29 protein-coding genes are annotated in these 23,837 nt (G+C 68.5%); 10 read left to right on the forward strand and 19 right to left on the reverse strand.

Annotated elements, in window-relative coordinates:
- Positions 1-54: 54 nt before the first annotated feature.
- The 3 genes from GGQ91_RS10615 to GGQ91_RS10625 all read right to left on the reverse strand — a co-directional run bounded on the left by GGQ91_RS10615 (position 55) and on the right by GGQ91_RS10625 (position 1,160).
- Entirely contained in the window at positions 55-291 is a 237-nt protein-coding gene (locus GGQ91_RS10615) for a hypothetical protein (RefSeq protein WP_075379679.1), read from the reverse strand.
- An 80-nt stretch (positions 292-371) separates the two neighbouring features.
- On the reverse strand, positions 372-686 hold the full coding sequence (locus tag GGQ91_RS10620) for a polyhydroxyalkanoic acid system family protein (RefSeq protein WP_043351901.1): 315 nt from the start codon (positions 684-686) through the stop codon (positions 372-374).
- A 123-nt stretch (positions 687-809) separates the two neighbouring features.
- The gene (locus GGQ91_RS10625; RefSeq protein WP_051044822.1) at positions 810-1,160 is read right to left on the reverse strand and encodes a septal ring lytic transglycosylase RlpA family protein; all 351 of its coding nucleotides are present in this window, start codon (positions 1,158-1,160) and stop codon (positions 810-812) included.
- A 585-nt stretch (positions 1,161-1,745) separates the two neighbouring features.
- Here GGQ91_RS10625 and GGQ91_RS10630 point away from each other — a divergent pair.
- Positions 1,746-2,936 (forward strand): site-specific DNA-methyltransferase, encoded by a 1,191-nt coding sequence (locus tag GGQ91_RS10630; RefSeq protein ID WP_281375049.1) that lies wholly within the window; start codon positions 1,746-1,748, stop codon positions 2,934-2,936.
- Positions 2,937-3,145: 209 nt separating this feature from the next.
- Here GGQ91_RS10630 and mutY read toward each other — a convergent pair whose 3' ends face one another.
- A complete protein-coding gene (mutY, locus tag GGQ91_RS10635; RefSeq protein WP_182591933.1) occupies positions 3,146-4,480 on the reverse strand; it encodes an A/G-specific adenine glycosylase in 1,335 nt (444 codons plus the stop codon).
- A gap of 120 nt (positions 4,481-4,600) precedes the next feature.
- Between mutY and GGQ91_RS10640 the strand changes: the two genes are divergently transcribed.
- From GGQ91_RS10640 to GGQ91_RS10670, 7 genes are all read left to right on the forward strand, one after another.
- Complete coding sequence (locus tag GGQ91_RS10640) at positions 4,601-5,083, forward strand: DUF721 domain-containing protein (protein WP_043383805.1); 483 nt, start codon at positions 4,601-4,603, stop codon at positions 5,081-5,083.
- A gap of 89 nt (positions 5,084-5,172) precedes the next feature.
- Positions 5,173-5,817: a DsbA family protein gene (locus GGQ91_RS10645; RefSeq protein ID WP_043351909.1), complete on the forward strand. Its 645-nt coding sequence runs from the start codon at positions 5,173-5,175 to the stop codon at positions 5,815-5,817.
- A gap of 191 nt (positions 5,818-6,008) precedes the next feature.
- The gene (locus tag GGQ91_RS28110) at positions 6,009-6,383 is read left to right on the forward strand and encodes an AtpZ/AtpI family protein (RefSeq protein ID WP_182591934.1); all 375 of its coding nucleotides are present in this window, start codon (positions 6,009-6,011) and stop codon (positions 6,381-6,383) included.
- Positions 6,384-6,457: 74 nt separating this feature from the next.
- Complete coding sequence (locus tag GGQ91_RS10655; protein WP_043351912.1) at positions 6,458-7,213, forward strand: F0F1 ATP synthase subunit A; 756 nt, start codon at positions 6,458-6,460, stop codon at positions 7,211-7,213.
- 75 nt (positions 7,214-7,288) lie between these two features.
- Positions 7,289-7,516: a F0F1 ATP synthase subunit C gene (locus GGQ91_RS10660; RefSeq protein WP_007566773.1), complete on the forward strand. Its 228-nt coding sequence runs from the start codon at positions 7,289-7,291 to the stop codon at positions 7,514-7,516.
- A 146-nt stretch (positions 7,517-7,662) separates the two neighbouring features.
- Positions 7,663-8,241 (forward strand): F0F1 ATP synthase subunit B family protein, encoded by a 579-nt coding sequence (locus GGQ91_RS10665; protein ID WP_043383811.1) that lies wholly within the window; start codon positions 7,663-7,665, stop codon positions 8,239-8,241.
- Positions 8,242-8,257: 16 nt separating this feature from the next.
- Positions 8,258-8,743, forward strand: a complete 486-nt coding sequence (locus GGQ91_RS10670; RefSeq protein ID WP_182592133.1) for a F0F1 ATP synthase subunit B family protein — start codon at positions 8,258-8,260, stop codon at positions 8,741-8,743.
- 206 nt (positions 8,744-8,949) lie between these two features.
- On the opposite strand, the gene GGQ91_RS10675 is transcribed toward GGQ91_RS10670, so the two are convergent.
- On the reverse strand, positions 8,950-9,819 hold the full coding sequence (locus tag GGQ91_RS10675; RefSeq protein WP_179698273.1) for a formate/nitrite transporter family protein: 870 nt from the start codon (positions 9,817-9,819) through the stop codon (positions 8,950-8,952).
- 50 nt (positions 9,820-9,869) lie between these two features.
- Positions 9,870-10,610 carry a competence/damage-inducible protein A gene (locus GGQ91_RS10680; protein WP_182591935.1) on the reverse strand — a complete coding sequence of 247 codons (741 nt, stop codon included), beginning with the start codon at positions 10,608-10,610 and terminating at the stop codon, positions 9,870-9,872.
- Between the two features lie 77 nt (positions 10,611-10,687).
- Here GGQ91_RS10680 and sfsA point away from each other — a divergent pair, with 77 nt between their 5' ends.
- A complete protein-coding gene (gene sfsA, locus GGQ91_RS10685; RefSeq protein ID WP_043351919.1) occupies positions 10,688-11,401 on the forward strand; it encodes a DNA/RNA nuclease SfsA in 714 nt (237 codons plus the stop codon).
- Here sfsA and GGQ91_RS10690 read toward each other — a convergent pair.
- Positions 11,388-12,230 carry an FkbM family methyltransferase gene (locus tag GGQ91_RS10690; protein ID WP_043351921.1) on the reverse strand — a complete coding sequence of 281 codons (843 nt, stop codon included), beginning with the start codon at positions 12,228-12,230 and terminating at the stop codon, positions 11,388-11,390. The genes sfsA and GGQ91_RS10690 overlap by 14 nt on opposite strands.
- A gap of 116 nt (positions 12,231-12,346) precedes the next feature.
- On the opposite strand from GGQ91_RS10690, the gene GGQ91_RS10695 reads away from it, so the two are divergent.
- Positions 12,347-13,111 carry an alpha/beta fold hydrolase gene (locus GGQ91_RS10695; RefSeq protein WP_043351922.1) on the forward strand — a complete coding sequence of 255 codons (765 nt, stop codon included), beginning with the start codon at positions 12,347-12,349 and terminating at the stop codon, positions 13,109-13,111.
- Positions 13,112-13,115: 4 nt separating this feature from the next.
- Here GGQ91_RS10695 and GGQ91_RS10700 read toward each other — a convergent pair whose 3' ends face one another.
- The 12 genes from GGQ91_RS10700 to GGQ91_RS10755 all read right to left on the reverse strand — a co-directional run bounded on the left by GGQ91_RS10700 (position 13,116) and on the right by GGQ91_RS10755 (position 23,644).
- A complete protein-coding gene (locus tag GGQ91_RS10700; protein ID WP_043351924.1) occupies positions 13,116-13,895 on the reverse strand; it encodes an ABC transporter permease in 780 nt (259 codons plus the stop codon).
- Positions 13,892-14,824: an ABC transporter ATP-binding protein gene (locus GGQ91_RS10705; RefSeq protein WP_043351926.1), complete on the reverse strand. Its 933-nt coding sequence runs from the start codon at positions 14,822-14,824 to the stop codon at positions 13,892-13,894. Before GGQ91_RS10705 ends, GGQ91_RS10700 begins: the two co-directional genes overlap by 4 nt.
- Positions 14,825-15,000: 176 nt before the next feature.
- A complete protein-coding gene (locus GGQ91_RS10710) occupies positions 15,001-15,252 on the reverse strand; it encodes a beta/alpha barrel domain-containing protein (protein ID WP_043351927.1) in 252 nt (83 codons plus the stop codon).
- Positions 15,253-15,523: 271 nt separating this feature from the next.
- Complete coding sequence (locus tag GGQ91_RS10715; RefSeq protein WP_053609947.1) at positions 15,524-15,835, reverse strand: hypothetical protein; 312 nt, start codon at positions 15,833-15,835, stop codon at positions 15,524-15,526.
- A 299-nt stretch (positions 15,836-16,134) separates the two neighbouring features.
- Positions 16,135-16,464 (reverse strand): hypothetical protein, encoded by a 330-nt coding sequence (locus GGQ91_RS10720; protein ID WP_053609948.1) that lies wholly within the window; start codon positions 16,462-16,464, stop codon positions 16,135-16,137.
- Positions 16,465-16,709: 245 nt separating this feature from the next.
- Positions 16,710-17,093 carry an SUF system Fe-S cluster assembly protein gene (locus GGQ91_RS10725; RefSeq protein ID WP_043351932.1) on the reverse strand — a complete coding sequence of 128 codons (384 nt, stop codon included), beginning with the start codon at positions 17,091-17,093 and terminating at the stop codon, positions 16,710-16,712.
- Between the two features lie 52 nt (positions 17,094-17,145).
- The gene (locus GGQ91_RS10730; protein ID WP_053609949.1) at positions 17,146-18,390 is read right to left on the reverse strand and encodes a cysteine desulfurase; all 1,245 of its coding nucleotides are present in this window, start codon (positions 18,388-18,390) and stop codon (positions 17,146-17,148) included.
- A 187-nt stretch (positions 18,391-18,577) separates the two neighbouring features.
- Positions 18,578-19,900, reverse strand: coding sequence for a SufB/SufD family protein (locus tag GGQ91_RS10735; RefSeq protein WP_043351935.1), 1,323 nt, complete (start codon positions 19,898-19,900; stop codon positions 18,578-18,580).
- 3 nt (positions 19,901-19,903) lie between these two features.
- On the reverse strand, positions 19,904-20,656 hold the full coding sequence (sufC, locus tag GGQ91_RS10740; RefSeq protein ID WP_043351937.1) for a Fe-S cluster assembly ATPase SufC: 753 nt from the start codon (positions 20,654-20,656) through the stop codon (positions 19,904-19,906).
- A gap of 15 nt (positions 20,657-20,671) precedes the next feature.
- On the reverse strand, positions 20,672-20,944 hold the full coding sequence (locus GGQ91_RS10745) for a cytoplasmic protein (protein WP_246410645.1): 273 nt from the start codon (positions 20,942-20,944) through the stop codon (positions 20,672-20,674).
- Positions 20,937-22,406 (reverse strand): Fe-S cluster assembly protein SufB, encoded by a 1,470-nt coding sequence (gene sufB / locus GGQ91_RS10750; RefSeq protein ID WP_043351940.1) that lies wholly within the window; start codon positions 22,404-22,406, stop codon positions 20,937-20,939. Before sufB ends, GGQ91_RS10745 begins: the two co-directional genes overlap by 8 nt.
- Positions 22,407-22,474: 68 nt before the next feature.
- A complete protein-coding gene (locus GGQ91_RS10755) occupies positions 22,475-23,644 on the reverse strand; it encodes a cysteine desulfurase family protein (protein ID WP_043755812.1) in 1,170 nt (389 codons plus the stop codon).
- Positions 23,645-23,837: the final 193 nt, after the last annotated feature.

Here is a 23,837-nt window from a genome sequence, read left to right on the forward strand (position 1 = left end):
GGCAGTGTGGGGCGGCCTGTTCAAACGGCGCCGCCCCGCGACCTCGTCGGCCGGTCAGGCGATCGGATTGGCCGGTCCCGTCGGCGGGCTGATCCCGGGCGCGCCCGGATCGTTGACCGGGATCTCCGGCGGATGGACGCCCGGCGCCTCGGCCGGGGTGTTCCCCGGGATCTCCGGTCCGGGCGGCTGCGTCGGGGCCTGCGGCGGATCGTAGGGCCGGTCCGGCACCGGAGCCGGCTGCGGCGGGACCTCGGGGACTTGCCCCGGATCGGCGAGGGTGTAATCGGGCACCGTAATCCTCCACGAGACCGACGGCGCACTTCGGCACCGGTCCCGCGGAAACAGAGACCGGCCGATCCGGTTCCGGAGCGCTACTTCTTCGTCAGCAGGAGGTTGCCCTCCTTGCTCGCGACCTTCTGGATCTTCTCGGCGAACAGGGCGAGCAGGAACGGCAGCTTCACCTCCAGGCGGACGCTCTCGGCGCCCACGTCGATCGTCCCGGCGACTTTCTGGGTCATCGCCGACACGCCGAAATCGAGTCGGTCCCCCGTCCAGGCGAGCTGATCCACGGTGATGCCGCTCTTGGCCAGGAAGGCCCGCGCCTGATCCGTGCCGTGCTCCAGGCGACGCTTGGCCTCATCGCGGCCGAGGTCGTGCGGGATGTCGACGATGAGGGGCTTGGGCATGGGCACTGATCCGAGCTGAACCCGGCTGCAGATGGGGCGTCCGGGCGCGGCAGACAACGCCCGGGGAGCCGCCCCGCCCTCTCGGACGGGCGGCGGCCCGGCGCGTGCGGCGCCCGTGAGGGATCAGTGCACGACTTGCAGCGACACGTAGGTCGTGCCGCCCATGCCCAGAGCGCGGGCGGAGCCACGCGACAGATCGATGATGCGGCCGCGCACGAAGGGACCGCGATCGTTGATGCGAACGACCACCGAGCGGCCGGTCCGCCTGTTCTCGACGCGGACCCGGGTGCCGAACGGCAGGCTGCGATGGGCGGCGGTCAGTCCGTTGGGGTTGAAACGCTCGCCGTTCGCGGTGCGATGACCGCTTCCATACCAGGAGGCCGCTCCGCTCTGCGCGGCGGCCGGGAGGCTTGTTCCGACGACGGTGGACAGCATTCCAAGTGAGACAACGAGCTTACCGAAACCAAACGACATTCTCGACGCATTCCCTTTGTTGTTGTCGGGGCGGCGCCAGTCGTGTCCGAAATCGGCCGGATTATGGCAGGCATTTGCGGGCCGATTCTGTCACATTTTGGCCGATTTCATCCTGATCATGATTATTACATGGAGGTTTATTACGGTTTGTTTCCGTTTGTTTCGCGGAGAATGCATTGTTTGGATCTTTCGCGTATTCGGAAAGTACTGTCCAGGCCACCCTGCGGCGCGCCGAAATGGGCTGATTTTCCTAAGCCCTGCATCGGCTGTGACCCTGCATCCCGCTGAGCTGGAAGCGGACGCGGAAACCAGACCTTATGGCGGCCGCCCGGCATGCCCGGCGGTTCGGACAGTCCAGGCCCTGCGCTAGGGCCGGACGCCCGCAGATGTGACGGGTCATCGCGGCGTAAACGGCGCCCGGGATTGCCGGGTAACCGTTGCTTAATCTGTCGCAGGATTGTCCGAGAGCGGGGTCGGCAAAATCTGCAGCCCCAGAACGGGACGCGGCGCCGCCGAATTCGACAACGTGACCTTTACCGTACCGGAGGCATGGTCTGCCGGTCAGTCGCGTAACCGGTGTTTGCCATGGCTTCCCCGCGTACCGTGGCTGCCGACGCCGTCGCCCGGAAACAGGTCTCGCGTGCCGGGCGGCCCGCGTCGGCGCCACGGATGGGTCTCGTACCCGCCCAGCGTTCCCTACCCCTCGACCAAGTTCTCGTCGGGGATTGTATCGCGGCCATGAACGCTCTGCCGGCGTCCAGCGTCGACTGCGTGTTCGCCGATCCGCCCTACAACCTACAGCTCGGCGAGGCCGGGCTGCTGCGTCCGGACCAGAGCCGCGTCGACGCCGTCGACGACGATTGGGACAAGTTCGCCACCTTCGAGGCCTACGACGCCTTCACCCGGGACTGGCTCGCCGCCTGCCGCCGCTTGATGAAGCCGAACGCGACCCTCTGGGTGATCGGTTCGTACCACAACATCTTCCGGGTCGGGAGCGCGTTGCAGGATCTCGGTTACTGGATCCTCAACGACATCGTCTGGCGCAAGGCCAACCCGATGCCGAACTTCCGCGGCAAGCGCTTCACCAATGCGCACGAGACCCTGATCTGGGCCTCGCGCTCGGCGGACTCGAAGGGCTACACCTTCCACTACGAGGCGCTGAAAGGAGGCAACGAGGACCTCCAGATGCGCTCCGACTGGTTCATCCCCCTCTGCACCGGCGAGGAGCGGCTGAAGGATGCGGACGGGCGCAAGGTCCATCCGACCCAGAAGCCCGAGGCCCTGCTCGCCCGGACGCTGCTGGCTGCGACCAATCCCGGCGATGTGGTCCTCGACCCGTTCTTCGGCACCGGCACCACCGGCGCCGTCGCCAAGCGCCTCGGCCGCCGCTTCATCGGCATCGAGCGCGAGGAGACCTACGCGGCGGCCGCCCGTGAGCGTATCGCCGCCGTCGAGACCCTGTCGAAGGCCGCCCTCATGGTGGCGCCGACCAAGCGCGCCGAGCCGCGGGTGCCGTTCCTGTCGGTGATCGAGGCGGGCCATATCCGCCCCGGCGAGACCGTCACGGACGAGCGCCGCCGCTTCCGCGCCACGGTCCGCCCCGACGGCCAGCTCGACAACGGCCTCGTCATCGGCTCGATCCACAAGATCGGCGCCCTGGTCCAGGGCCTGCCGGCCTGCAATGGCTGGACCTTCTGGCACGTGGAGCGCGGCGGCAAGCCGGTGGTGATCGACACCTACCGGGCGGGCCTGCGGCAGGCGATGGCGAACAGCTGACAAACGTCGCGGCCGTCCGCGCGGGCGGAGCGACGCCATCCAGGCTGGCATGACGCTGTCGGATGTCGCCCTGCCCTGGGCCCCGTCGCTGCGCCCGGAATCCGGAACCGCGCCGGCACTGAGCTTAAAGGCACCGTCCCGGACCGGCAGGGTCGCTGGATTCCGGGGCTCGCGCCTGCTGGCAGCCCCGGACGTGCGGTGCGACCGGGTCAGGACCGTCTTCGGGCCGGGCCCCGGCGCCGCGGCGAGGTCGGTGTCGCGGGCGGCTCCACCTCGCCCTCATGCAGATCGTCCGCTTCGGGCGGTGGCGCGGGCGCCGGCCTCGGCTGGGGCTTCGGAACGGCCCGCACGCGCGGGCGCGGAACCGGATCCGGCATCGATACCGGCGCCTCCATCGCCGCGAGGAGCGGCATCGGCGGCGGCTCCTTCCGGGGGCGTCCGCGCGGCTTCGCCTCGGGCTCCGGCTTCGGATCGAAGGCGTGGGCCAGGACCTTGCGCATCAGGCCGGGGAGCGGCTCGTCGTCGAGGGCGCTGCGCGGGGTGAAGCGCATACCGGCCGGAACCGGTGTCGCGAGCGCGACACGGGCCACGAAGACCGTCAGCTCCAGCGGAAAATGCGTGAAGCCGTGGCGCACGAGCCCCGGAAGCCGCTTCCACCGGGCATCCAGCGGCGCGTCCAGGAGGGCGGCGGCGACATCGTAGTCCGGCTCCCAGGCGCTGCCCGGCGGCTCGGCCATGTTGCCGAGCAGCCCCTCCGGCGCGCGCGTCCGCAGCAGCACCGCCTCGTCGCCGCTGCGGATCACCACGAAGGCCGCACCGCGGCGGAGCGCGCCCTTGGCGACCTTGATCTTGCGCGGGAACGTCTGCTGGGTGCCGAGCGACCGGGCGCGGCAGGGCAGCATCCACGGGCAGAGGGCGCAGGCGGGGCGCTTGGGCGTGCAGATCGTCGCGCCGAGATCCATGAGCGCCTGGGCGAAGTCGCCGGGCCGGTCCTCCGGGACCAGTGCCTGCGTCAGGCGGCGGATCTCCGGCCGGCTGCCCGGCAGTGGCGTCTCCACCGCGTAGGCCCGGCTCAGGACCCGCTCGACATTGCCGTCGACGGCGGCCTCCGGCCGGTCGAAGGCGATCGCCGCGATGGCCCCTGCCGTGTAGGCGCCGATTCCCGGCAGCTTGCGCAGGGCGTCCGCCGTGTCGGGAAACCGCCCGCCAGCCGCCGCGACCGCCTTGGCGCAGGCATGGAGGTTGCGGGCGCGTGAATAATAGCCGAGGCCGGCCCAGGCCGACATCACCGCCTCCTCGGGGGCGTCGGCCAGGGCGACGACATCGGGGAAGCGCGTCAGGAAGCGCTCGAAATACGGCCGGACCGCCGCGATCGTGGTCTGCTGCAGCATGACCTCGGACAGCCAGACCCGGTAGGGATCGGGCACCTCGCCGGCGAGCGCCCGCCAGGGCAGCACCCGCCGATGCCGGTCGTACCAGGCGAGCAGCTCGTCGGCGCGCGGTTCGGGGCCGGGCTTGGGATCCGTGGCGGTGCGGGTCGGCATGCGTTCAGGCTGCATAGCCGCAGGTCGGCGGCGATCATAGGGCGATGACAGCGCGGCCCCGTGCTCCCTTCGTCAACCATCCTGCGCTAACCTTCGCGGATCCACAGGGCCGGAACCACCATGGCGCGCGTCAAACCGCTGGCCGAGCTGATCGAGAGCTGCATCGGACCTGCCTTCGCGGCGCAGGGCTTCGCGTCGACCGACATCCTGGCCGCCTGGCCGGAGATCGTCGGCGAACGGCTCGCGCGATATTGCCGGCCTTCCAAGCTCGAATGGCCCAAGCGTCGCCGGAAGGATGCCGGCACGCCCGAATCCGGGACGCTGGTGGTGCGCGTCGAGGGCGTCTTCGCCCTCGAGCTGCAGCATCTCGCGCCGGTGGTGATCCAGCGGATCAACGCTCATTACGGCTGGGCCTGCGTCTCGCGGATCGTTCTGCAGCAGGACCGGGTCGGGCGCGGCGCCCGAGCGCCCTCCCCCGCCCGCATCGATCCGGCCGCCGCCGTCGAGGTGCAGCGCGCCGTAGCGGGTATCGCCGATGACGGCCTGCGCGCCGCCCTCGATCGCCTCGGCATCGCCGCGGTGGCGACGCGCCCGGACCGGTGAGCGGTCGATTCGGTCACCTTGCCAGGACGGTCGCGCCCGAGTACCGGCTTCGGAACGCCACGACTGTTCAATCCGGCGGAGCCTGCCCGATGACGACGCGACGCGACGCTCTCAAATTCTCCGGCCTCGCCCTCGGCGCCGGTCTCGCCCTGCCCTATCTCGCGCGGCCCGCCCGGGCGCAGAATTCCGAGATGGCCGCGCTGCTGCAGCCGGGTCCCCTCGGCGATGTCTGGCTCGGCCCGGCGGACGCCAAGTGCACGATCATCGAATACGCGTCGATGACCTGCTCGCACTGCGCGGCCTTCCACCGGAACACCTGGCCGACCCTCAAGGAGCGCTACATCGACACCGGCAAGGTGCGGTTCACGCTCCGCGAGTTCCCCCTCGACCCGCTGGCGACGGCGGCTTTCATGCTGGCGCGCTGCCAGGGCGATTCCAAGTATTACCCGATCACCGACCTGCTGTTCGACCAGCAGCCGGCCTGGGCCTTCACGCCCAAGCCTGTGGACGCCCTGGAGCAGATGCTCCGGCAGGCCGGCTACAACAAGCAGACCTTCGAGGCCTGCCTGAAGGACCAGAAGATCTACAGCGCCGTCAACGCCGTGAAGCAGCGCGGCCTCGACGTGTTCAAGGTCGATTCGACCCCGACCTTCTTCATCAACGGCGAGCGCTATACCGGCGAGATGACCGTCGAGGGGATGGAGAAGGTGATCAAGCCGCTGATCGGGGCCTGAGAGCCCTGCCGGAGCCTTGTGCGCAACGCGGCTCCGGCGCGTCGCTTGAAGCTGGAATTCCAACTCAAAATCAAAGACTTACTGTGTATGGGGTTCGCCTTGACACTCAAGATAGGCGAAACTATGGTGCGCCCCGCTTGCTGGGGGTGTCCAGCGGGTTCCAGATCCTCCTGCCCGATGAGTTTTGAGCCGTGAACGGCGACGACCAGAGGGACGGGAAAGGGACCCAGCAGACGCCGACGGACAGCGAACTCTCCGCGAGGCTCAAACGTCTCGAGACGCAGATCGAACGGAAGCGGCCGCAGGCTGCTCCCGATCCATCGACGCGCCCTCGGAACGGCGGGCCATCCTCGCTGGGCCAGGCCATGACGATCTCCACGGAGTTCGTCGCGGGCGTGATCGCAGGGGGCATACTCGGCTGGATCGTCGATCATGTCTTCGGGACGAAGCCCTGGGGCCTGATCGTCCTCCTGATGCTGGGGTTCGTCGCGGGGATCTACAACGTGATGCGGGTGTCGGGTTTCGCCGGCGCGCGTCCGGGACGGCGCGATCGGCAGGAGCCATAAGGCGCGCCGATCGGTAGGGAATGTGGGGCGGCCGACACCCGTCGGCGCGCCGGACAAGAAGGGCGGAAGCGGGAATGGCGGTCACGATCGACCCGATTCATCAGTTCGAGCTGAAGCCGCTCGTTTCGCTGGGCCATATCGGCCATCAGCAGCTCGCGTTCACACAGTCCGCCCTCTACATGTTCGCGGCTGTCGGGGTGATCGCGCTGATCACCATCGTGGCGACGGCGTCGCGCTCGGTCGTGCCGGGCCGCATGCAGGCGCTGGCCGAGATCTTCTACGAATTCATCGCCGATACCGTGCATCAGGCGACCGGCGACGGCGGCAAGCGGTTCCTGCCGCTGGTGTTCTCGCTGTTCATGTTCGTGCTCGTCCTGAACCTCTTCGGGATGATCCCCTACGCCTTCGCGGTGACCAGCCACCTGATCATCACCTTCGGCCTCGCGGCGCTGGTGATCTCCACAGTGGTGATCTTCGGTGTGATGAAGCACGGCACCCATTTCTTCGGCCTGTTCGTGCCGTCGGGCGTGCCGAAGCCGCTTCTCGCGATCCTGGTGCCGATCGAGGTGATCTCGTTCATCTCGCGCCCGATCAGCCTGTCGGTCCGTCTGTTCGCCAACATGCTGGCCGGCCACATCGCGATGAAGATCTTCGCCTTCTTCGTGGTCCAGCTTCTTCTCGCAGGCGCCTGGAGCGTGCTATCGCCGCTCCCGCTGTTCCTGACGATCGCGCTGACCGCTCTCGAGTTCCTCGTTGCGGCGCTTCAGGCTTACGTCTTCGCGACGCTGACGGCGATCTACCTCAACGACGCCCTTCACCCCGGCCACTAGTCGTCAGACCTGGCCGGCTCCACCCGCCGCAAACGTCACTGCACGTTTCGATCTGAAGAGACCTCAGGAGTTACCATGGATCCCGTCGCTGCGAAGTACATCGGCGCCGGCCTCGCTTGCCTCGGCATGGCGGGTGCGGGCATCGGCCTCGGCAACCTGTTCGGTCAGTTCCTCGCCGGCGCCCTTCGCAACCCGTCTGCGGCCGACGGCCAGCGCGCCACCCTGCTCCTGGGCTTCGCCCTCACCGAGGCGCTCGGCATCTTCTCGCTGCTGATCGCCCTGCTGCTGCTCTTCGCCGTCTGATCGGCGCCCCGGAGGCCGCGGTCCCCGCGGTCTCCTCCCGGGCTCCGGCCCGATGAACGGGTGGACGCTCCCGCGACGGGGCGTCCTCCTTCGTCCGTCACCGCGCCGGCGGTGGCCTCACCGAACGGTGTCAGTGTAGCGGTCTCATGGCGCAGCCCAATCCCCTCACCACGCCGCCCCCGGGCGCCGACACGAAGCTCGTGCCGGGCCATGTCGAGCATACGGAAGCGCATTCGGGCGCCTTCCCGCCCTTCGAGACGTCGGGCTTCCTGGCGCAGCTGATCTGGCTCGCCCTGGCCTTCGGGCTCCTCTACTACCTGATGGACAAGATCGCGCTGCCGCGGATCCAGTCGATCCTGCACGCCCGCGCCGAGCGCCTGCGTGCCGACCTGGACCAGGCGCAGGCGATGAAGGCCGAGGCGGATGCCGCCGGCGTGGCCTTCGAGACCGGCCTCCGGGATGCCCAGGGCAAGGCGCGCGACATCGCGCAGACCACCCGGAACACGCTGGCCGCCGAGGCCGAGACCAAGCGCAAGGCGCTGGAGGCGGAGCTGAACGCCAAGCTCGTCGCTGCCGAGGCGACGATCCGCACGCGGACCGAAGCCGCCATGGGCAACGTCCGCTCCATCGCGGGCGAGGCCGCTTCGGCGATCGTCGAGCGTCTGACGGGTCAGGCCCCCGACCGGGCCACCCTCGACCGCGCCCTCGACGCCACCGCACACTGAACGGGATCCCACGATGCTGCTCGAAGCCGAATTCTGGGTCGCCGTCGCCTTCGTCATCTTCATGGGCATCGCCTGGAAGGCCGGTGCCTTCTCGACGATGACCAAGGGTCTGGACGGCCGCGCCAACCGCGTCCGCCACGAACTCGACGAGGCCAGGCGCCTGCGCGAGGAAGCGGCCGCCGTACTCGCCGACTACAAGCGTCGCCGCGCCGAGGCCGAGAAGGAGGCCGAGTCGATCGTCGCCGGTGCCCGCGAGGAGGCCGCGCGCGCCGCCGAGGAGGGTCACCGCAAGCTCGATGACTTCCTCGCTCGCCGCACCAAGGCTGCCGAGACGAAGATCGCCCAGGCCGAGGCGCAGGCCGAGGCCCAGGTCCGCGCCGCTGCCGCGGAGGCTGCGGTGAAGGTATCGGAGACCATCCTGCGCGAGCGGATGCAGGGCGAGGCGGCGCAGGGCCTGATCCGTGCGAGCCTCGGCGAGGTCCGGACCCGCATGCGGTCCTGATCGCGCCCGCATCGCCGCAATGAGAAGCCGCCTTCGGGCGGCTTTTTTCGTTTCGGGAACTGCGAGGCCTCTGCACGGCGACGGCGGTCGTCGTCTCGGTCGGCGCCAGCCGTCCGGCCGAGGCCGCATCGGCTGAGGGCCGCTTCGGGTCGGACCGCGCTCGATCCGCGCGGTGGCAGGACCAGTTCTGGACCGGGCGTCCGGGTCTAATCCGTCCGCTCGCCCTCGACGGCCTTGGTCTCCTCCACCTCCGGAGCGACCTGCCCGTAATTCAGCACCGCCACCAGCGCCACGCCGCCGAAGGTGTTGCCGAGGAGCGTGGGGAGGAAGAACTTCAGCCCGTAATCGCCCATTGAGGCCGCCCCCGTAACGACCAGGTAGAAGGCCTCCACGGAGCCGGCGACGATGTGGGCGAGGCTGCAGAGCGCCACCAGCCACGTCATCAGCAGGATCACGAACGGCGCCGCGCTGGCCGTGGCGGGGAGGAACCAGACCATCAGGGCGATCATCCAGCCGGCGAAGACCGCCTTGATGAACGTCGCCCAGAAGCCGTGCGCGATGGCATCGTGGCTGATCTCCGCGAAGGCCTTGAGGACCGGCGGCTCGAAGGCGCCCGAATGGGCGAGCAGCGTCGCGATCGCCAGCGTTCCCAGGATGTTGCCCGACAGCACGATGGTCCAGAGCCGGATGACCCGGAGGCCCGTCTTCACCGAGCGGTCGTGCAGCAGCGGCAGGATCGGCGTGATCGTGTTCTCGGTGAAGAGCTGCTGGCGCCCGAGGACGACGACCAGAAATCCCACCGCATAGCCCATCGAACTCACAATCTTGGCCCAATCGGTCTCGGGCAGGTGGCTCCGCAGGACCCCCGGCACGATCAGGGACAGGGCGATGCTCAGGCCGGCGGCGAAGGCCGAGAGGAACAGGGCGAGGCCGTGGCGCCGCAGCTCCTCGTCGCCGCCGAGCCGGATGACCTCGTGCAGGACGTAGGCATCGGGCCGGACGATCTCGGAGACCTCCTTCAGCAACGCGTCGCGGCGAGCCTCCGGATCGCCGCGCTTATTCTTGTCCCGAACCATCCGCCCAGCTCCGCAACGCAACTCGATCCGATCGGATGCAGGATAGTCCGTCAGGCCGAGAGACGCGCCACCAGCGCCTCGACCGCGCTCCGTGCCTCCGCGAGCGCCTGCGCGTCCCGGCTGCGCACGACGATCCGGTTGCGAAAACCGTCCGGAGTCATCGCGGGATACGAGCCGATGGAGACGGCCGGCCGCGCCTTGGCAATCTCGCCGAGGTCGCCCGCGTAGTTGCCCTCCGGGAGGCCGGCCGCCTCGATCGTTTCGGACAGCATCGCGGCGCCGCCTGTCAGCGTCGGGGCGATCGAATCCAGCATGGCCTGCATGATGCTGGGCACGCCGGCCATCACGTGGACATTGCCGAGGCGGAAGCCCGGCGCCTTCGAGACCGGGTTGGCGATCAGGTCGGCTCCGAACGGAATCCGCGCCATGCGCAGGCGCGCCGCGTTCAGGTCCTCGGGCTTGTGCCGCTCCAGCAGCATCGCACGCGCCCGCTCATCGACATCGATGCCGACCCCGAAGGCCTCGGCCACGCAATCGGCGGTGATGTCGTCGTGGGTCGGGCCGATCCCGCCGGTGGTGAACAGATAGGTGTAGCGGGCACGCAGGGCGTTGACCGCCTCGACGATCATGGAGGCCTCGTCGGGCACGATCCGCACCTCGCGCAGGTCGATGCCGGCGGCGGTGAGGAAGTCGGCAATCGTGCCGATGTTCTTGTCCTTGGTGCGACCCGAGAGGATCTCATCGCCGATGACGAGGATCGCGGCGGTGACGGATTCGGAAGGCTGGGTCATGGAACTCTGGCGTCGGGCTGGGCCTGCAGGCAGATAGCGCAACCGCTGCCCGCGACTACGTGAACCCCGAGGACCCGATGCAGTTCGCCGCGCCGCTCGTGCCGGGACGGCTCGTGCAACGCTACAAGCGCTTCCTGGCCGACATCGATACCGATGAGGGACGGGTCACGGTGCACTGTCCCAATCCCGGAGCGATGCTCGGGCTGAACACGCCCGGCGCCCGGGTGCTGCTGTCGCGCTCGACCAATCCGGCACGCAAGCTGCCGCTGACCTGGGAGCTGGTGGAGGCCGACCTGCCCGGGGGGCTGCAATGGGTCGGCATCAACACCCTGCGCCCGAACGCCCTCGTGGCCGAGGCCTTTCGCGCCGGCGCGATCACGGCGCTCGCCGGCCACGATACGCTGAAGCCGGAGGTCCGCTATGCCGAGGCCAGCCGGGTCGATTTTCTGGCGAGCGGCGCGGTGGCCGGCCCCTGCCACGTCGAGGTGAAGAACTGCCACATGATGCGTCGGGCGGGCCTCGCGGAATTCCCCGATTGCAAAGCCGCCCGCAGCGCCCGGCACATGCGCGACCTGGCTCAGGTCGTGGCCGAGGGGGGCCGGGCGCTGGTGGTCATCGTCGTGCAGATGAAGGCCGAGGCGTTCGACGTCGCCCGGGACATCGACCCCACCTTCGACCGGGCGTTCCGGGAGGCGCGAGCGGCGGGTGTGGCGGTCCGGGCCTACCGATGCGCCGTCGGGCCGGAGGGCGTCGTCCTCGCCGGGGAGATTCCGGTGGTCACGCCGCCCTGACGGTGCTGCGCTCGAACATCAGGTTCAGCCGGGAGCGGGCGATCTCGCGATAGCCGTAGCGCGCCAGATGCTGCAGCAGGTCGAGCTGCCACTGCCCGGTGCCGTTCTCGATCAACAGGATCCGCGGCAGGAGCGCGTCCGGCGCCTCGCGCAGGAACGGCTCCAGGATGAGGTCTTCGGCGCCCTCGACGTCGAGCTTGACGGCATCGACCCGGGTCAGGCCCTCGCTCCGCAGGAGATCGAGGAGCGTCACCGCCGGGACGGTGATCCGCGCACCCTCGTTGGTGCCGACGATGCGCAGGCTCGACTCGCCGCGGTTGCGCGGATCGATGAACAGGGTCAGCTCGCCTGCCTTGTCGGCCACCGCGCAGGCGACCGCCTTCACGGTGTGGAACGGGTTCTGGGCGATGTTGTAGGTCAGGCGGTCGAACACGTCGGGCTGGGGCTCGACCGCGACGATCCGCGCCCCCGGGCCCGAGAAGGCCGCCACGCACAGGGCGTAGGCGCCGACATTGGCTCCGATGTCGAGGAACACGCAGTCCCTCGGCAGGTGCTTCTGGAGCAGCGCGCGCTCCTCCGGATCGAAGAACTGCGGGGTGAAGAGCACCTTCTTCTCGCAGTTGTTGTTGTAGGGGTGCAGCCGCATCCGCGCGCCGTAGCGGGTCACGTCGAGGGGCTTGCCCCCGAGCCGCGCGATGGCGATCCGGCGCAGGAACAGCGCGAGGCGCCGCCCGTACCAGGATTCGGCCGGGATCCGGTTCGTGCGGCGGGTGATCGCCGCGACGAGACCGGACGGTTCATAGGTGCCGTAGGGCTGGATGTCGGTCATGACCGGGGCGGTTTGCCAGCCGGCGCCCCGAGCCGCAAGCGGATCGATCCACGTTGCTCCGGCGCGCTCCGGTGGTCTAAGCCGTGGCCGAGCTTGATGAACACGGGTTGCGCGGCATGGAGTCCTTCAATTCCGACGGCGTGCGGATCGCCTATATCGACGTCCCGCCCGCGGACGGGGCCGGGAAGCCGATCCTTCTGATCCATGGTTTCGCGTCGAACCATGCGGTCAATTGGGTCAACACCCAGTGGGTGCGCGCCCTGACCCAGGCCGGCTACCGCGCGATCGCGCTCGACAACCGCGGTCACGGCGAGAGCGAGAAGCTCTACGATCCGGCCGCCTACAGCTCCGACGCGATGGCCAACGACGCGATCCGGCTTCTCGACCATCTCGGCATCGAGCGCGCTCACGTCATGGGCTACTCGATGGGCGGGCGGATCACCGCCCATATTGCCCTGGACCATGCGGACCGGGTTCGCTCGGCCCTGATCGGCGGCCTCGGAATGCACCTCATCGAAGGCAAGGGTTTGCCCTCGGGGATCGCCGAGGCCCTGGAGGCGCCCGCCGGGACGCCGGCGCCCAACCCGACGGCCGCAGCCTTCCGCACCTTCGCCGAGCAGACCCGCAGCGACCTGCGGGCGCTGGCCGCGTGCATGCGCGGCTCACGTCAGACGCTGAGCCGGGGGGAACTCGCGCAGATCGAGGTCCCGGTTCTGGTCTCGGTCGGGACCCTCGATACGGTCGCGGGCTCCGGCCCCGGGCTCGCCGCCCTGATCCCGGACGCCCGGGCCCTCGAGATCGAGGGCAAGGACCACTCCACCGCGGTCGGTGCCAAGCCGCACCGGGACGGGGTGCTGGCCTTCCTGGCCGCGCAGCCCTGAAGCCTCAGCTCTTCAGCCGGTAGCCCGTCCGGAAGATGTAGGTGACGAGGCCGAGGCAGATCACCAGGAACAGAGCGGTCATGCCGAGGCTGATCGCGATGTTCACGTCCGCCTTGCCGAAGAACGCCCAGCGGAAACCGCTGATCAGGTACACGACCGGGTTGAGCAGGCTCACCGCGTGCCAGAAGGGCGGCAGCATGGAGATCGCGTAGAAGCTGCCGCCCAGGAAGGTGAGCGGGGTCACGACGAGGAGCGGCACCAGCTGCAGCTTCTCGAAGCCGTCCGCCCACAGGCCGATGACGAAGCCGAACAGGCTGAAGGTCACCGCGGTGAGGAGCAGGAAGCCGAGCATCCAGAGCGGGTGATCGATTCGCAGTGGTACGAACAGGGCCGACGTCGCCAGGATGATCAGCCCGATCAGGATCGATTTGGAGGCCGCCGCGCCGACGAAGCCCAGCACCACCTCGAGCGGCGAGATCGGCGCCGACAGGATCTCGTAGATCGTACCGGCGAAGCGCGGGAAGTAGATGCCGAAGGAGGCGTTCGAGATGCTCTGCGTGAGCAGCGAGAGCATGATCAGGCCGGGCACGATGAACAGCCCGTAGGGCACGCCGTCGACCGCCGAGACCCGGGAGCCGATCGCGGCGCCGAACACCACGAAGTACAGGGTGGTCGAGATGACCGGAGCCAGGATGCTCTGCCCGGCGGTGCGCCAGAAGCGGCCCATCTCGAACCGGTAGATGGCCCGGACCGCCGGCCAGTTCAGGGTGAACGCCGCGCTCATGCCTGTGCCCTCTCCTCGCGCACGAGGCCCACGAAGATGTCCTCCAGCGAACTCTGTTCGGTGTGAAGGTCCTTGAAGCGGATGCCCGCCGCCGCCAGGCCGGTGAGAAGCCCGGTGATGCCGGTCCGCTCGGCGCGGGTGTCATAGGTATAGACCAGCTCGCTGCCCTCCCCCGAGAGCGCCAGGCCGTAATCGGCGAGTTCCGGCGGCACCGCGGTGATCGGCTGCTGGAGATGCAGGGTCAGCCGCTTGCGCCCGAGCTTGTGCATCAGCGCGGCCTTCTCCTCGACCAGGATGATCTCGCCCCGGCGGATGACGCCGATGCGGTCGGCCATTTCCTCGGCCTCTTCGATGTAGTGGGTGGTGAGAATGACGGTGACGCCCTGCTGGCGCAGGTCGCGCACGAGGCGCCACATATCCTGGCGCAGCTCCACGTCGACGCCTGCGGTGGGCTCGTCGAGGAACAGCACCCGGGGCTCGTGCGACAGCGCCTTGGCGATGAGCACGCGCCGCTTCATCCCGCCCGACAGGGTCATCAGCCGGCTGTCGCGCTTGTCCCATAGGGACAGCGCCCGCAGGATCCGCTCGATATGCCCGGCATCGGGCTTCATCCCGAACAGGCCGCGGGAGAAGCTCACGGTGTTCAGCACCGTCTCGAAGGCGTCGGTGGTCAGTTCCTGCGGCACGAGGCCGATCGCCCGGCGTGCGGCGCGGTAATCCGCCACGATGTCGTGGCCGTCGACCAGAACGCTTCCCGAACTGGCGGTGACGATGCCGCAGACGATGTTGATGAGCGTCGACTTGCCGGCACCGTTCGGACCCAGCAACGCGAAGATCTCCCCCCGCTCGATGGCGAGGTCGATGTCGCGCAGGGCGGTGAAGCCGGACGTGTAGGTCTTCGACAGCTTCGAGATGGAGATGATCGGCATCGGGGCCTGGAACGAGCTGGGGCATGCGCGGTGCCGGCAGCCATGAGGCCGGCACCGGAAACGCGGTGGGCCGACCGATCGGACCGTCTTCGGTAGCGGGCGCCCCTATAGCACGCGGCAATCACGGTTCTGACAGACCCCGTGTGTGCCACCGCACCGCGAGGACGCCGCGTCCCTTAGGTGCGGCCGTAGCGCTCCGCCAGCGCCACGCACTCCTTCCGGAGATCCGGATCTTCGATGCGCGAGAAGGCCGTCAGCAGCGCGGCACATTCCGCGGCGCTCGGGCCGCGGGTTCCCCCGGAGGCTGGCGGCCTCCGGAATGTGGATTCCGGAACGTTCAACATGCGGGCGATGTCTCGAAGCAGCTTGTCCCGCTCACGAGCCGACTGGGCCGCGCCGTCGAGATCGAATCCGCCCGCGTCCGTCATGATCTCTTCGAAACCAATCCTTCAGCCGAGCGCGAATGCACGGGGTCCCACACACGCGCCGTTCGCGCGGCGCGGCTCTACCATTCACACTCTCGCGGCGGGTGCAACCTACCGTTATGGCTCTACCTCGGAAGAGGGCTGCGACTTAAGGCCGAATGGCTGGCGCGTAGAGGCAGATCGGTGGGCGTGCCTCCGGATTCGGCCAGCGTGAAGCAACCTCCACGCTGGAACATCATCAAAAAATACAACTATAGGTGGCGGCAATGCCGCCCTAGGCCGCGTGGCGTAGGGCGAACAGCGCGGCCAATCCCAGGATCGTCGCACCGCCGAGAAATCGACGCCAGGGATTCACGCCGCGCAGCAGCTCATCGGCAGCCCACCAAGCCAGCGCAAGATCCGCCCCAAGGGACAGCCAGGATGCGAGCGGCCCGTGCTCCTGCGCCGACCAAGCGGCCAGACTGAAGCCAGCAAATAGCCAGAGCGGCAGATTGGGCCACTGGGCCACCGTCATGGCGCCGGTGTTCCTGTCGCGGAACAGCCAATCGAGCGCCCGCCGGACGGTCGTGGGCGGTGATGGGGCCATGGCTCGAACCTTCCTGCTTCCAGCAGGTGCGTAGCGCCGCATCGGATCGGACCAAGATGAACCGCCGCCTGCGGATCCCGAATTAACGCAGCGGTAACGTTAGTAAACAGAAACCGTCGGTAAATCCCTAACGGAACCTGAAAGGACTCGCGAGAATCCCACGCTTTGGATGATGATCGGACATCGCAGCGGCGGCCCGTCAGCCGAACAACGAGGATCGATCATGAGCGCGCGCCTGGAAGATCTGAAGTTCATGCTGACGCTCAGCGCCGTCGTTCTCTTCGGCAGCGGCCTCGACATCATCCTGCGCTGATGGCACCGGTCAGGCGGGGCGGCAGGGCCGGGCCGCCGCGCACGATGGCGCGTCCGAGCGCCGAGCGGGCTGCCGAAGGGCGGCCCTGCAATCCGCTGCCACGGCCCGGTGTGAACGGGACGGCGACCGCGTGCGACGCGAAGTCCACGCGGCGGAGCGTTCCGGCGGTGGCGGACGGGATCTGCCCGGAGCGGAGAAAGCTCCGCAATTCGGCGGCCTTCGCCTGGCGTTCCGTCCGTATCCGGAGCACCGCGATCACGAGGCCGACCAGCCCGGCCGCCTCCAGGAACGCCGCGACCACGTAGCCCGAAGCCATCCGTTTCCACCAACCGTATTGAGGGAGTTGCCGCTGTTGCTGCGGCCGTCTCCGCTCTGCGCCGCGATGGTTAGCGAGACCTTAACGGCTACGTAGATCGCCGCAGGTCCGCCGGTGCCGTCCATTCCTTCGCAACGCCAAGGTTTCGGCTTATGCGCTTGTCGCAGCAGCGAAACTCAAGCGCGGTCACGCGCCTCGCGGCACGCGCCCATGCGTGTTCAGGAGCCTGTGAACGCGGATCCGCCCTACCACATGTCGAGGGCGACGCGCGCCTCGTCCGACATGCGGCTCTGATCCCACGGCGGATCGAACACCATGGTCACCGAACAGGACTGGACGCCCGGCACGGCGCTCACCGCGTTCTCCACCCAGCCCGGCATCTCACCGGCCACCGGGCAGCCCGGGGCGGTCAGCGTCATGTCGATGGCGACCTTCCGATCGTCGCCGATATCGACCTTGTAGATCAGGCCGAGTTCGTAGATGTCGGCCGGAATCTCGGGATCGTAGACGGTCTTCAGGGCCGCGACGATGTCGTCGGTCAGGCGATCGAGCTCCGCCTGCGGGATCGCGGAATCGCCTTCGACGGCGGGGGCGTTCATGCCCCCCGTGATGGTGGCGTCGGTGGTCATCGCTTCACTCTCCCCGGACCCGCGCGGACGGGACCAGCCTCGGATCCAGATATCAGGTAAACAGCATCTCCGCCCTGCCGAGCGCTTCGGCAAGGGCATCGATCTCGGCGGTCGTGTTGTAGAGCCCGAAGGACGCGCGGCAGGTCGAGGTCACGCCGAACCGCTGGAGCAGCGGCATGGCGCAGTGGGTCCCGGCCCGGACCGCCACGCCTTGGCGGTCGATGACCGTGGCGATGTCGTGGGCATGAGCGCCCTTCATCTCGAAGGCGATCACACCGCCCTTGCCGGCAGCCGTGCCGATCAGGCGCAGGGCGTTCATCGCGCCGAGCCGCTCCTGCGCGTAAGCCGTCAGCTTCGCCTCGTGGGCGGCGATCGCGTCGCGTCCCAGCGTCATCATGTATTCCAGCGCCGCGCCGAGGCCGACAGCCTCGATGATGGCCGGGGTGCCCGCCTCGAATTTGTGCGGCGGTTCGTTGTAGGTGACCGCGTCCTCGCTCACCGTCCGGATCATCTCGCCGCCGCCCTGGTAGGGCGGCAGGCGCTCCAGCCATTCCTTCTTGCCGTAGAGCACGCCGATTCCGGTCGGCCCGTAGACCTTGTGGCCGGTGAAGACGAAGAAGTCGCAATCGAGCGCCTGCACGTCGACGGGCTGATGGACCGCGCTCTGTGCGCCGTCGAGCAGAACCGGGACGCCGTGGGCATGGGCGATACGCACGATTTCCGCGGCGGGCGTCACCGTGCCCAGCACGTTCGACATGTGGGTGATCGCCACCATCTTGGTGCGGGGCGAGAACAGCTTCTCGTATTCCTCCACCAGGAAATTGCCCTGGTCGTCCACCGGTGCCCACTTGATCACGGCGCCCCGGCGCTCGCGCAGGAAGTGCCAGGGCACGATGTTGGAGTGGTGTTCCATGATCGAGAGGATGATCTCGTCCCCCTCCCCGATCAGGCCGGCCCAGCCCATCGACGAGGCCACGAGGTTGTAGGCCTCGGTGGCGTTGCGGGTGAAGATGATCTCGTCCGTGGAGGCGGCGTTGAGGAACTGCCGCGTGGTCTCACGGGCGCCCTCGAAGCCCTCCGTGGCGGCGTTCGCCATGTAGTGCAGGCCGCGGTGGACGTTGGCGTAGCCGGTCTCCATGCAGGAGACCATCGCGTCGATCACCTGACGGGGCTTCTGCGCCGAAGCGGCGTTGTCGAGGTAGACCAGCTTCTTGCCGTAGACCTGCTGGCCTAGGATCGGGAAATCCTTGCGGATCGCCTCGACGTCGTAGGCGGGGGTGAGGACGGGTGCGTTCATCGCTTCTCACTCACTGAGCGCCCACCCTTCGAAGAGGACGGGCCCCCTCCTCCATGCGGGGAGGGGTAAGGGTGCGGGCGGGTCATGAGGCGCCGCCGAGATTCGACCGGCGCCGCTCCCACCTCGGGCTCCTCCCCGCACGGGGGAGGAGAGCGCATCGCGTGCAGGACGGAGCGGGTTGCGGACGCTACACCCGTGCCTTCAGCCAGGCCTCGATCTCGCCGACCAGCGCCGCGCGGGCGCCCTCGTGCGTGACCGCTTCCACCGCCTCGCCCACGAAGGCCTGCACGAGCAGGCTCTCGGCGATCGCGCGCGGCAGGCCGCGGGCCATCAGGTAAAACAGCAGATCGTCGTCCGGCGCACCGCAGGTGGCCCCGTGGCCGCAGGCGACGTCGTCGGCGAAGATCTCCAGCTCCGGCTTGTTCATCATCTGCCCCTCGTCCGTGAGGAGGAGGCAGTCGGACTTCATCTTGCCGTCGGTCTTCTGGGCGGCCTGACGGACGATGATCTTGCCCTGGAACACGCCGGTGGCGTCACCGTCGATGATCCACTTGAACTGCTCGCGGCCGACACCGCCCACGGCGGCATGGTCGGCGAGCAGCGTCGAGTCGGCGAGCTGTCCCCTGCGCAGCATGGCCGCGCCGTTGACGACCACGTTCGTGTCCTCGCCCGCGATGTGGACGAAGATCTGGTGGCGCGACAGCACCGCTCCGGTCACGAGGTTCACGGTTTCCACCTGCCCCTCGGCCTCGACCTTCAACGACAGGGTCGAGAGCGCGATGGTGGCATCGCCCTCGATGTTCAGGCGGGTGTGCCGGAAGGCAGCCTTCGGCCCGACCACCACGTCGAGGGCGTCGTTCGGCTGGCAGGTGAGGCCGTCCGTTCCCTCATGGCTCTCCAGCAGGCTGAACTCCGCGCCCTCGCCCAGCTGGACGAGCACGCGGGTCGCCGTGGAGAACGGCGCGTCGCCGGTGCCCACGAAGCGGAGATGCAGCGGCCGCACCGGCTTCGCACCGGCAGCGACCGTGATCACCGCGCCATCGGCCAGGAAGGCGGTGTTGAGCTGGTAGACCGGGTTCTCCCGGGCCTGTGCGACCGGGGCGAGCTGCTTCAGACCGGCATGGCCCTGGGCGAGGGCCTCCGACATCGGCACGACCGTGACACCCTCGGGGATCGCATCGAGATCCGACAGTTCGCCGATGAGGTGTCCGTTCACGAAGGTCAGGCGCGCGGCCTCGATGCCGGAGAAGCCCTTCGCCTGCGCGACGGCCGCCTTGGCGACCTCGAGGCTCGGCGCATCGGCCGGCGGCGCGGCCTCGGTGATGGCGGCGCGCAGATCCGTGTACTTGAAGGCCTCGACCCGGCGGCTGGGCAGGCCGGTCGCCTCGAAGAAGCGGAACGCCTCCTCGCGGGCGATCGCCGTCTCGCTGGCGAAGCTCTGGCGGGCCGATTCGAACAGCTTCGACAGGCCGGCCTCGGCGGGGGAGCGGAGGTTGGTGACGCCGGCCATGGTTCAGGCCGCCTCGTTGGTGCGATACTCGGCGTAGCCGGAGGCCTCGAGTTCGAGGGCGAGCTCCTTGCCGCCGGTCTTCACGATCTGACCCTTCGACATAACGTGCACGGTGTCGGGCACGATGTGGTTGAGCAGCCGCTGGTAGTGGGTGATGACCAGGAACGAGCGGTTCTTGTCGCGCAGCGCGTTCACGCCCTCGGACACGATGCGCAGGGCGTCGATGTCGAGGCCGGAATCGGTCTCGTCGAGCACGCAGAACTTCGGCTGCAGCAGCGCCATCTGGAGGATCTCCATGCGCTTCTTCTCGCCGCCGGAGAAACCGACGTTGAGGGCGCGCTTGAGCATCTCCTTGTTGATCTCGAGCTTGTCGGCGGCGCCGTTCACCGCCCGGATGAAGTCGGGGGTCGACAGCTCCGCCTCGCCGCGCGCCTTGCGCTGCGCGTTGAGGCAGGCCTTGAGGAAGGTCATGGTGCCGACGCCGGGGATCTCCAGCGGGTACTGGAAGGCCAGGAAGATACCGGCCGCGGCGCGCTCGTCGGCGGCCATCTCCAGTACGTTCTGCCCGTCGAGCAGGATCTCACCGTCGAGGACCTCGTAGTCCTCCTTGCCGGCGATGACGTACGACAGGGTCGACTTGCCCGAGCCGTTCGGCCCCATGATCGCCGCGACCTCGCCGTCGTTCACGGTCAGGTTCAGGCCGTTCAGGATGCGGTTGTCCTCGATCTGCACGACGAGGTTCTTGATTTCCAGCATGTCAGTCCAAGTCCTTCATAACCATTCGTCTCGCATCGCCCGCAGGAACGCGAGGTTCCCGGCCGGGTAGCCGGAGAGATCGCCGATCACCGCGTCGATGCCGCACCGGGGACAGAGGGCGGTGCCATCATCGGCGATCCACCCCGCGATCTCGTCCGGCGCGAAAACCTCGAGGCAGAAGAAGCATCCGCACAGGACGCTGCTCCTGACCTCGTCGGCGTGCCGCGCGCTGTGCCGATGCGCGGCCCGCAGCACGTCGTCGTCGAAACCGCCCAGGCGGTCAGCCAACCGAGCCTTCCAGGCTGATCGAGATCAGCTTCTGCGCCTCGACGGCGAACTCCATGGGCAGCTGCTGCAGCACGTCCCGGACGAAGCCGTTGACGATGAGTGCGGTCGCCTCCTCCTCGGAGAGGCCGCGCTGCTGGCAGTAGAACTTCTGGTCCTCGGAGATCTTCGAGGTTGTCGCCTCGTGTTCGAACACCGCCGAGGCGTTCTTCGACTCGATATAGGGCACGGTGTGCGCGCCGCACTGGTCGCCGATCAGCAGGGAGTCGCAGTTCGTGAAGTTCCGGGCGTTGGAAGCCTTCCTGTGGGCCGAGACGAGCCCCCGGTAGGTGTTCTGCGACCGGCCCGCCGAGATGCCCTTCGAGATGATCCGGCTCGTCGTGTTCTTGCCGAGATGGATCATCTTGGTGCCGGAATCGACCTGCTGCATGCCGTTCGACACCGCGATCGAGTAAAACTCGCCGCGGGAATCGTCGCCGCGCAGGATGCAGGACGGATACTTCCAGGTGATCGCCGAGCCGGTCTCGACCTGCGTCCACGAGATCTTCGAGCGGGCGCCACGGCAATCGCCGCGCTTGGTCACGAAGTTGTAGATGCCGCCCTTGCCCTCGTTGTCGCCCGGGTACCAGTTCTGGACCGTCGAGTACTTGATCTCGGCATCGTCCAGGGCGACGAGCTCGACCACCGCGGCGTGGAGCTGGTTGTCGTCGCGCTTCGGGGCGGTGCAGCCCTCGAGATACGAGACGTAGGAGCCCTTGTCGGCGATGATCAGCGTGCGCTCGAACTGGCCGGTGTCGCGCTCGTTGATGCGGAAATAGGTCGACAGCTCCATCGGGCAGCGCACGCCCGGCGGAATGTAGACGAACGACCCGTCCGAGAACACGGCCGAGTTGAGCGTGGCGAAGAAGTTGTCGGTCACCGGCACGACCGAGCCGAGGTACTTCTTCACCAGCTCGGGATGCTCGCGCACGGCCTCGGAGATCGGCATGAAGATCACGCCGGCCTTCTCCAGCTCCTTCTTGAAGGTGGTGGCCACCGAGACCGAGTCGAACACGGCGTCGACCGCGACGCGGCGCTCCGGCGCGATGCCCTCCAGCACCTCGACCTCGCGGAGCGGGATGCCGAGCTTCTCGTAGGTCTTCAGGATCTCAGGATCGATCTCGTCGAGCGACATCGCCGCCGGACGCTTGGGCGCCGCATAGTAGTAGATGTCGTTGTAATCGACCTTGTCGTAGGAGACCCGCGCCCACTCCGGCTCCTTCATGGTCAGCCAGCGCTTGTAGGCGTCGAGGCGCCACTCCAGCAGCCACGCGGGCTCGTTCTTCTTGGCCGAGATGAAGCGCACGACGTCCTCGGAGATGCCCTTCGCGGACTTCTCCATCTCGATGGTGGTCTCAAACCCGTACTTGTACTGGTCGAGGTCGATCGAGCGGACCCGGTCGATGGTTTCCTGCACGGCAGGCATCAGCGTCTCCTGGGCATCTCCGGCGTCAAGGGCCGGGAAGCGTCTGTCGGATAGCGGGGGCGCGGCCCTCAGGCCGCCTGTCCTCGCCGTCTATATAGGGGCTGCAAGGCCCGTTCGAAGGCGTCGAGGAAGCATGCCACCTCCTCGTCCACCGTGTTCCAGCCGAGGCTGACGCGCAGCGCCCCCCCGGCGAGGTCAGGACCGACGCCCATCGCGGCGAGCGTCGCCGAGCGCGCGACCTTGCCCGAAGAGCAGGCCGAGCCCGACGACACCGCCACGCCGGCGAGGTCGAGGGCGATCAGGGCCGAGGGCGCATCGAGGCCCGGGACCGAGAAGCTGAGGGTGTTGGGCAGGCGCTGGGCCCCGGCGGCGAACACCACCGCGTCGGGCGCCAGGGCCCGGATGCCAGCCTCGATCCGGTCGCGCAGCGCCCCGAGGCGCGCGCTCTCCCGGTCGAGCGACTCGCGGGCGATCCGCGCGGCCTCGCCCATGCCGACGATGGCCGGCAGGCACTCGGTGCCGCAGCGCTGCCGGCGCTCCTGCCCGCCACCCCGCATAAAGGCGGTCTCCAGGGTGACCCCGTCGGCCAGCACCAGCGCGCCGACACCCTTCGGCGCCGCGAACTTGTGGCCCGACAGGGTCAGTGCGTCGAGGCCGAGGCCGGCCATGTCGAGGGGGACCTTCCCGGCCGCCTGCACCGCGTCGCTGTGGACCATGGTCCGGCCGTGCTCGCGAGCCAACCCGACGATGTCGGCCAGCGGCTGCACGGCGCCGGTCTCGTTGTTGGCGGCATGGACTGAGACGAGCACGGACTCGTCGGACAGCGCGGCGAGCCGTGTCCCCAGGGCGGCGAGGTCGACCACGCCGTCGGCCGTGACCGGCAACGCCTCCGCGGCCGTTTCCGGGAACCGGTGACCCGCCGCGACGCAGGGGTGCTCCGTCGCCGAGTAGAGGAGCCGGGTCGGAGCTGGCGTGCTGCGGCGACGCAGGGCGCCCGACAGGGCGGCGTTGGCGGCTTCGGTGCCGCCGCTGGTGAAGACGACCTGTTCGGGCCGCGCCGTCACCAGGGCCGCGACTTCGGCGCGGGCCGCTTCAAGAGCGGCCCGGGCGGCCCGACCCTCCGCGTGGATCGAGGACGGGTTACCGGGGAGCATCAGCGCGCGCGCCACCGCCTCGGCGACGGCCGGACGGACCGGAGCTGTCGCATTGTAGTCGAGATAGGCGCGTCCCCGGCTCATCCGCGTTCCGTTAAGTCCTCTGCTGCGGCGCGTCACAATTCCTTGCCCGCGCACCGGCTCGCCGTGCTAAGGCGCGCCGAGAGAATGAGATCCCGCCGCCCCAATCCGGTCGGCGTGGCAGCCGGCGCGAAGCTTCAGGCGGCTTCTTTAGAATAGTTCTAATCATCTAGAACCATTCTAAGACTGCTTTTAT

It is taken from the genome of Methylobacterium fujisawaense (genome assembly GCF_014138435.1).
GTDB classification, from domain to species: Bacteria; Pseudomonadota; Alphaproteobacteria; order Rhizobiales; family Beijerinckiaceae; genus Methylobacterium; species Methylobacterium fujisawaense.

Bases quoted from the DNA above. Each gene is read 5' to 3' on its own strand.
- sufB (WP_043351940.1), bottom strand. From the start codon at position 22,406: ATGCCTGCCGTGCAGGAAACCATCGACCGGGTCCGCTCGATCGACCTC.
- GGQ91_RS10625 (WP_051044822.1), bottom strand. From the start codon at position 1,160: ATGTCGTTTGGTTTCGGTAAGCTCGTTGTCTCACTTGGAATGCTGTCC.
- GGQ91_RS10735 (WP_043351935.1), bottom strand. From the start codon at position 19,900: ATGGCCGGCGTCACCAACCTCCGCTCCCCCGCCGAGGCCGGCCTGTCG.
- GGQ91_RS10725 (WP_043351932.1), bottom strand. From the start codon at position 17,093: ATGACCACCGACGCCACCATCACGGGGGGCATGAACGCCCCCGCCGTC.
- GGQ91_RS10645 (WP_043351909.1), top strand. From the start codon at position 5,173: ATGACGACGCGACGCGACGCTCTCAAATTCTCCGGCCTCGCCCTCGGC.
- GGQ91_RS10665 (WP_043383811.1), top strand. From the start codon at position 7,663: ATGGCGCAGCCCAATCCCCTCACCACGCCGCCCCCGGGCGCCGACACG.
- GGQ91_RS10640 (WP_043383805.1), top strand. From the start codon at position 4,601: ATGGCGCGCGTCAAACCGCTGGCCGAGCTGATCGAGAGCTGCATCGGA.
- GGQ91_RS10715 (WP_053609947.1), bottom strand. From the start codon at position 15,835: ATGGCCCCATCACCGCCCACGACCGTCCGGCGGGCGCTCGATTGGCTG.
- GGQ91_RS10655 (WP_043351912.1), top strand. From the start codon at position 6,458: ATGGCGGTCACGATCGACCCGATTCATCAGTTCGAGCTGAAGCCGCTC.
- GGQ91_RS10755 (WP_043755812.1), bottom strand. From the start codon at position 23,644: ATGAGCCGGGGACGCGCCTATCTCGACTACAATGCGACAGCTCCGGTC.
- GGQ91_RS10680 (WP_182591935.1), bottom strand. From the start codon at position 10,610: ATGACCCAGCCTTCCGAATCCGTCACCGCCGCGATCCTCGTCATCGGC.
- GGQ91_RS10705 (WP_043351926.1), bottom strand. From the start codon at position 14,824: ATGCCGATCATCTCCATCTCGAAGCTGTCGAAGACCTACACGTCCGGC.
- sufC (WP_043351937.1), bottom strand. From the start codon at position 20,656: ATGCTGGAAATCAAGAACCTCGTCGTGCAGATCGAGGACAACCGCATC.
- mutY (WP_182591933.1), bottom strand. From the start codon at position 4,480: ATGCCGACCCGCACCGCCACGGATCCCAAGCCCGGCCCCGAACCGCGC.
- GGQ91_RS10660 (WP_007566773.1), top strand. From the start codon at position 7,289: ATGGATCCCGTCGCTGCGAAGTACATCGGCGCCGGCCTCGCTTGCCTC.
- GGQ91_RS10620 (WP_043351901.1), bottom strand. From the start codon at position 686: ATGCCCAAGCCCCTCATCGTCGACATCCCGCACGACCTCGGCCGCGAT.
- GGQ91_RS10690 (WP_043351921.1), bottom strand. From the start codon at position 12,230: ATGACCGACATCCAGCCCTACGGCACCTATGAACCGTCCGGTCTCGTC.
- sfsA (WP_043351919.1), top strand. From the start codon at position 10,688: ATGCAGTTCGCCGCGCCGCTCGTGCCGGGACGGCTCGTGCAACGCTAC.
- GGQ91_RS10695 (WP_043351922.1), top strand. From the start codon at position 12,347: ATGGAGTCCTTCAATTCCGACGGCGTGCGGATCGCCTATATCGACGTC.
- GGQ91_RS10630 (WP_281375049.1), top strand. From the start codon at position 1,746: ATGGCTTCCCCGCGTACCGTGGCTGCCGACGCCGTCGCCCGGAAACAG.
- GGQ91_RS10720 (WP_053609948.1), bottom strand. From the start codon at position 16,464: ATGGCTTCGGGCTACGTGGTCGCGGCGTTCCTGGAGGCGGCCGGGCTG.
- GGQ91_RS10700 (WP_043351924.1), bottom strand. From the start codon at position 13,895: ATGAGCGCGGCGTTCACCCTGAACTGGCCGGCGGTCCGGGCCATCTAC.
- GGQ91_RS10730 (WP_053609949.1), bottom strand. From the start codon at position 18,390: ATGAACGCACCCGTCCTCACCCCCGCCTACGACGTCGAGGCGATCCGC.
- GGQ91_RS10710 (WP_043351927.1), bottom strand. From the start codon at position 15,252: ATGACGGACGCGGGCGGATTCGATCTCGACGGCGCGGCCCAGTCGGCT.
- GGQ91_RS10675 (WP_179698273.1), bottom strand. From the start codon at position 9,819: ATGGTTCGGGACAAGAATAAGCGCGGCGATCCGGAGGCTCGCCGCGAC.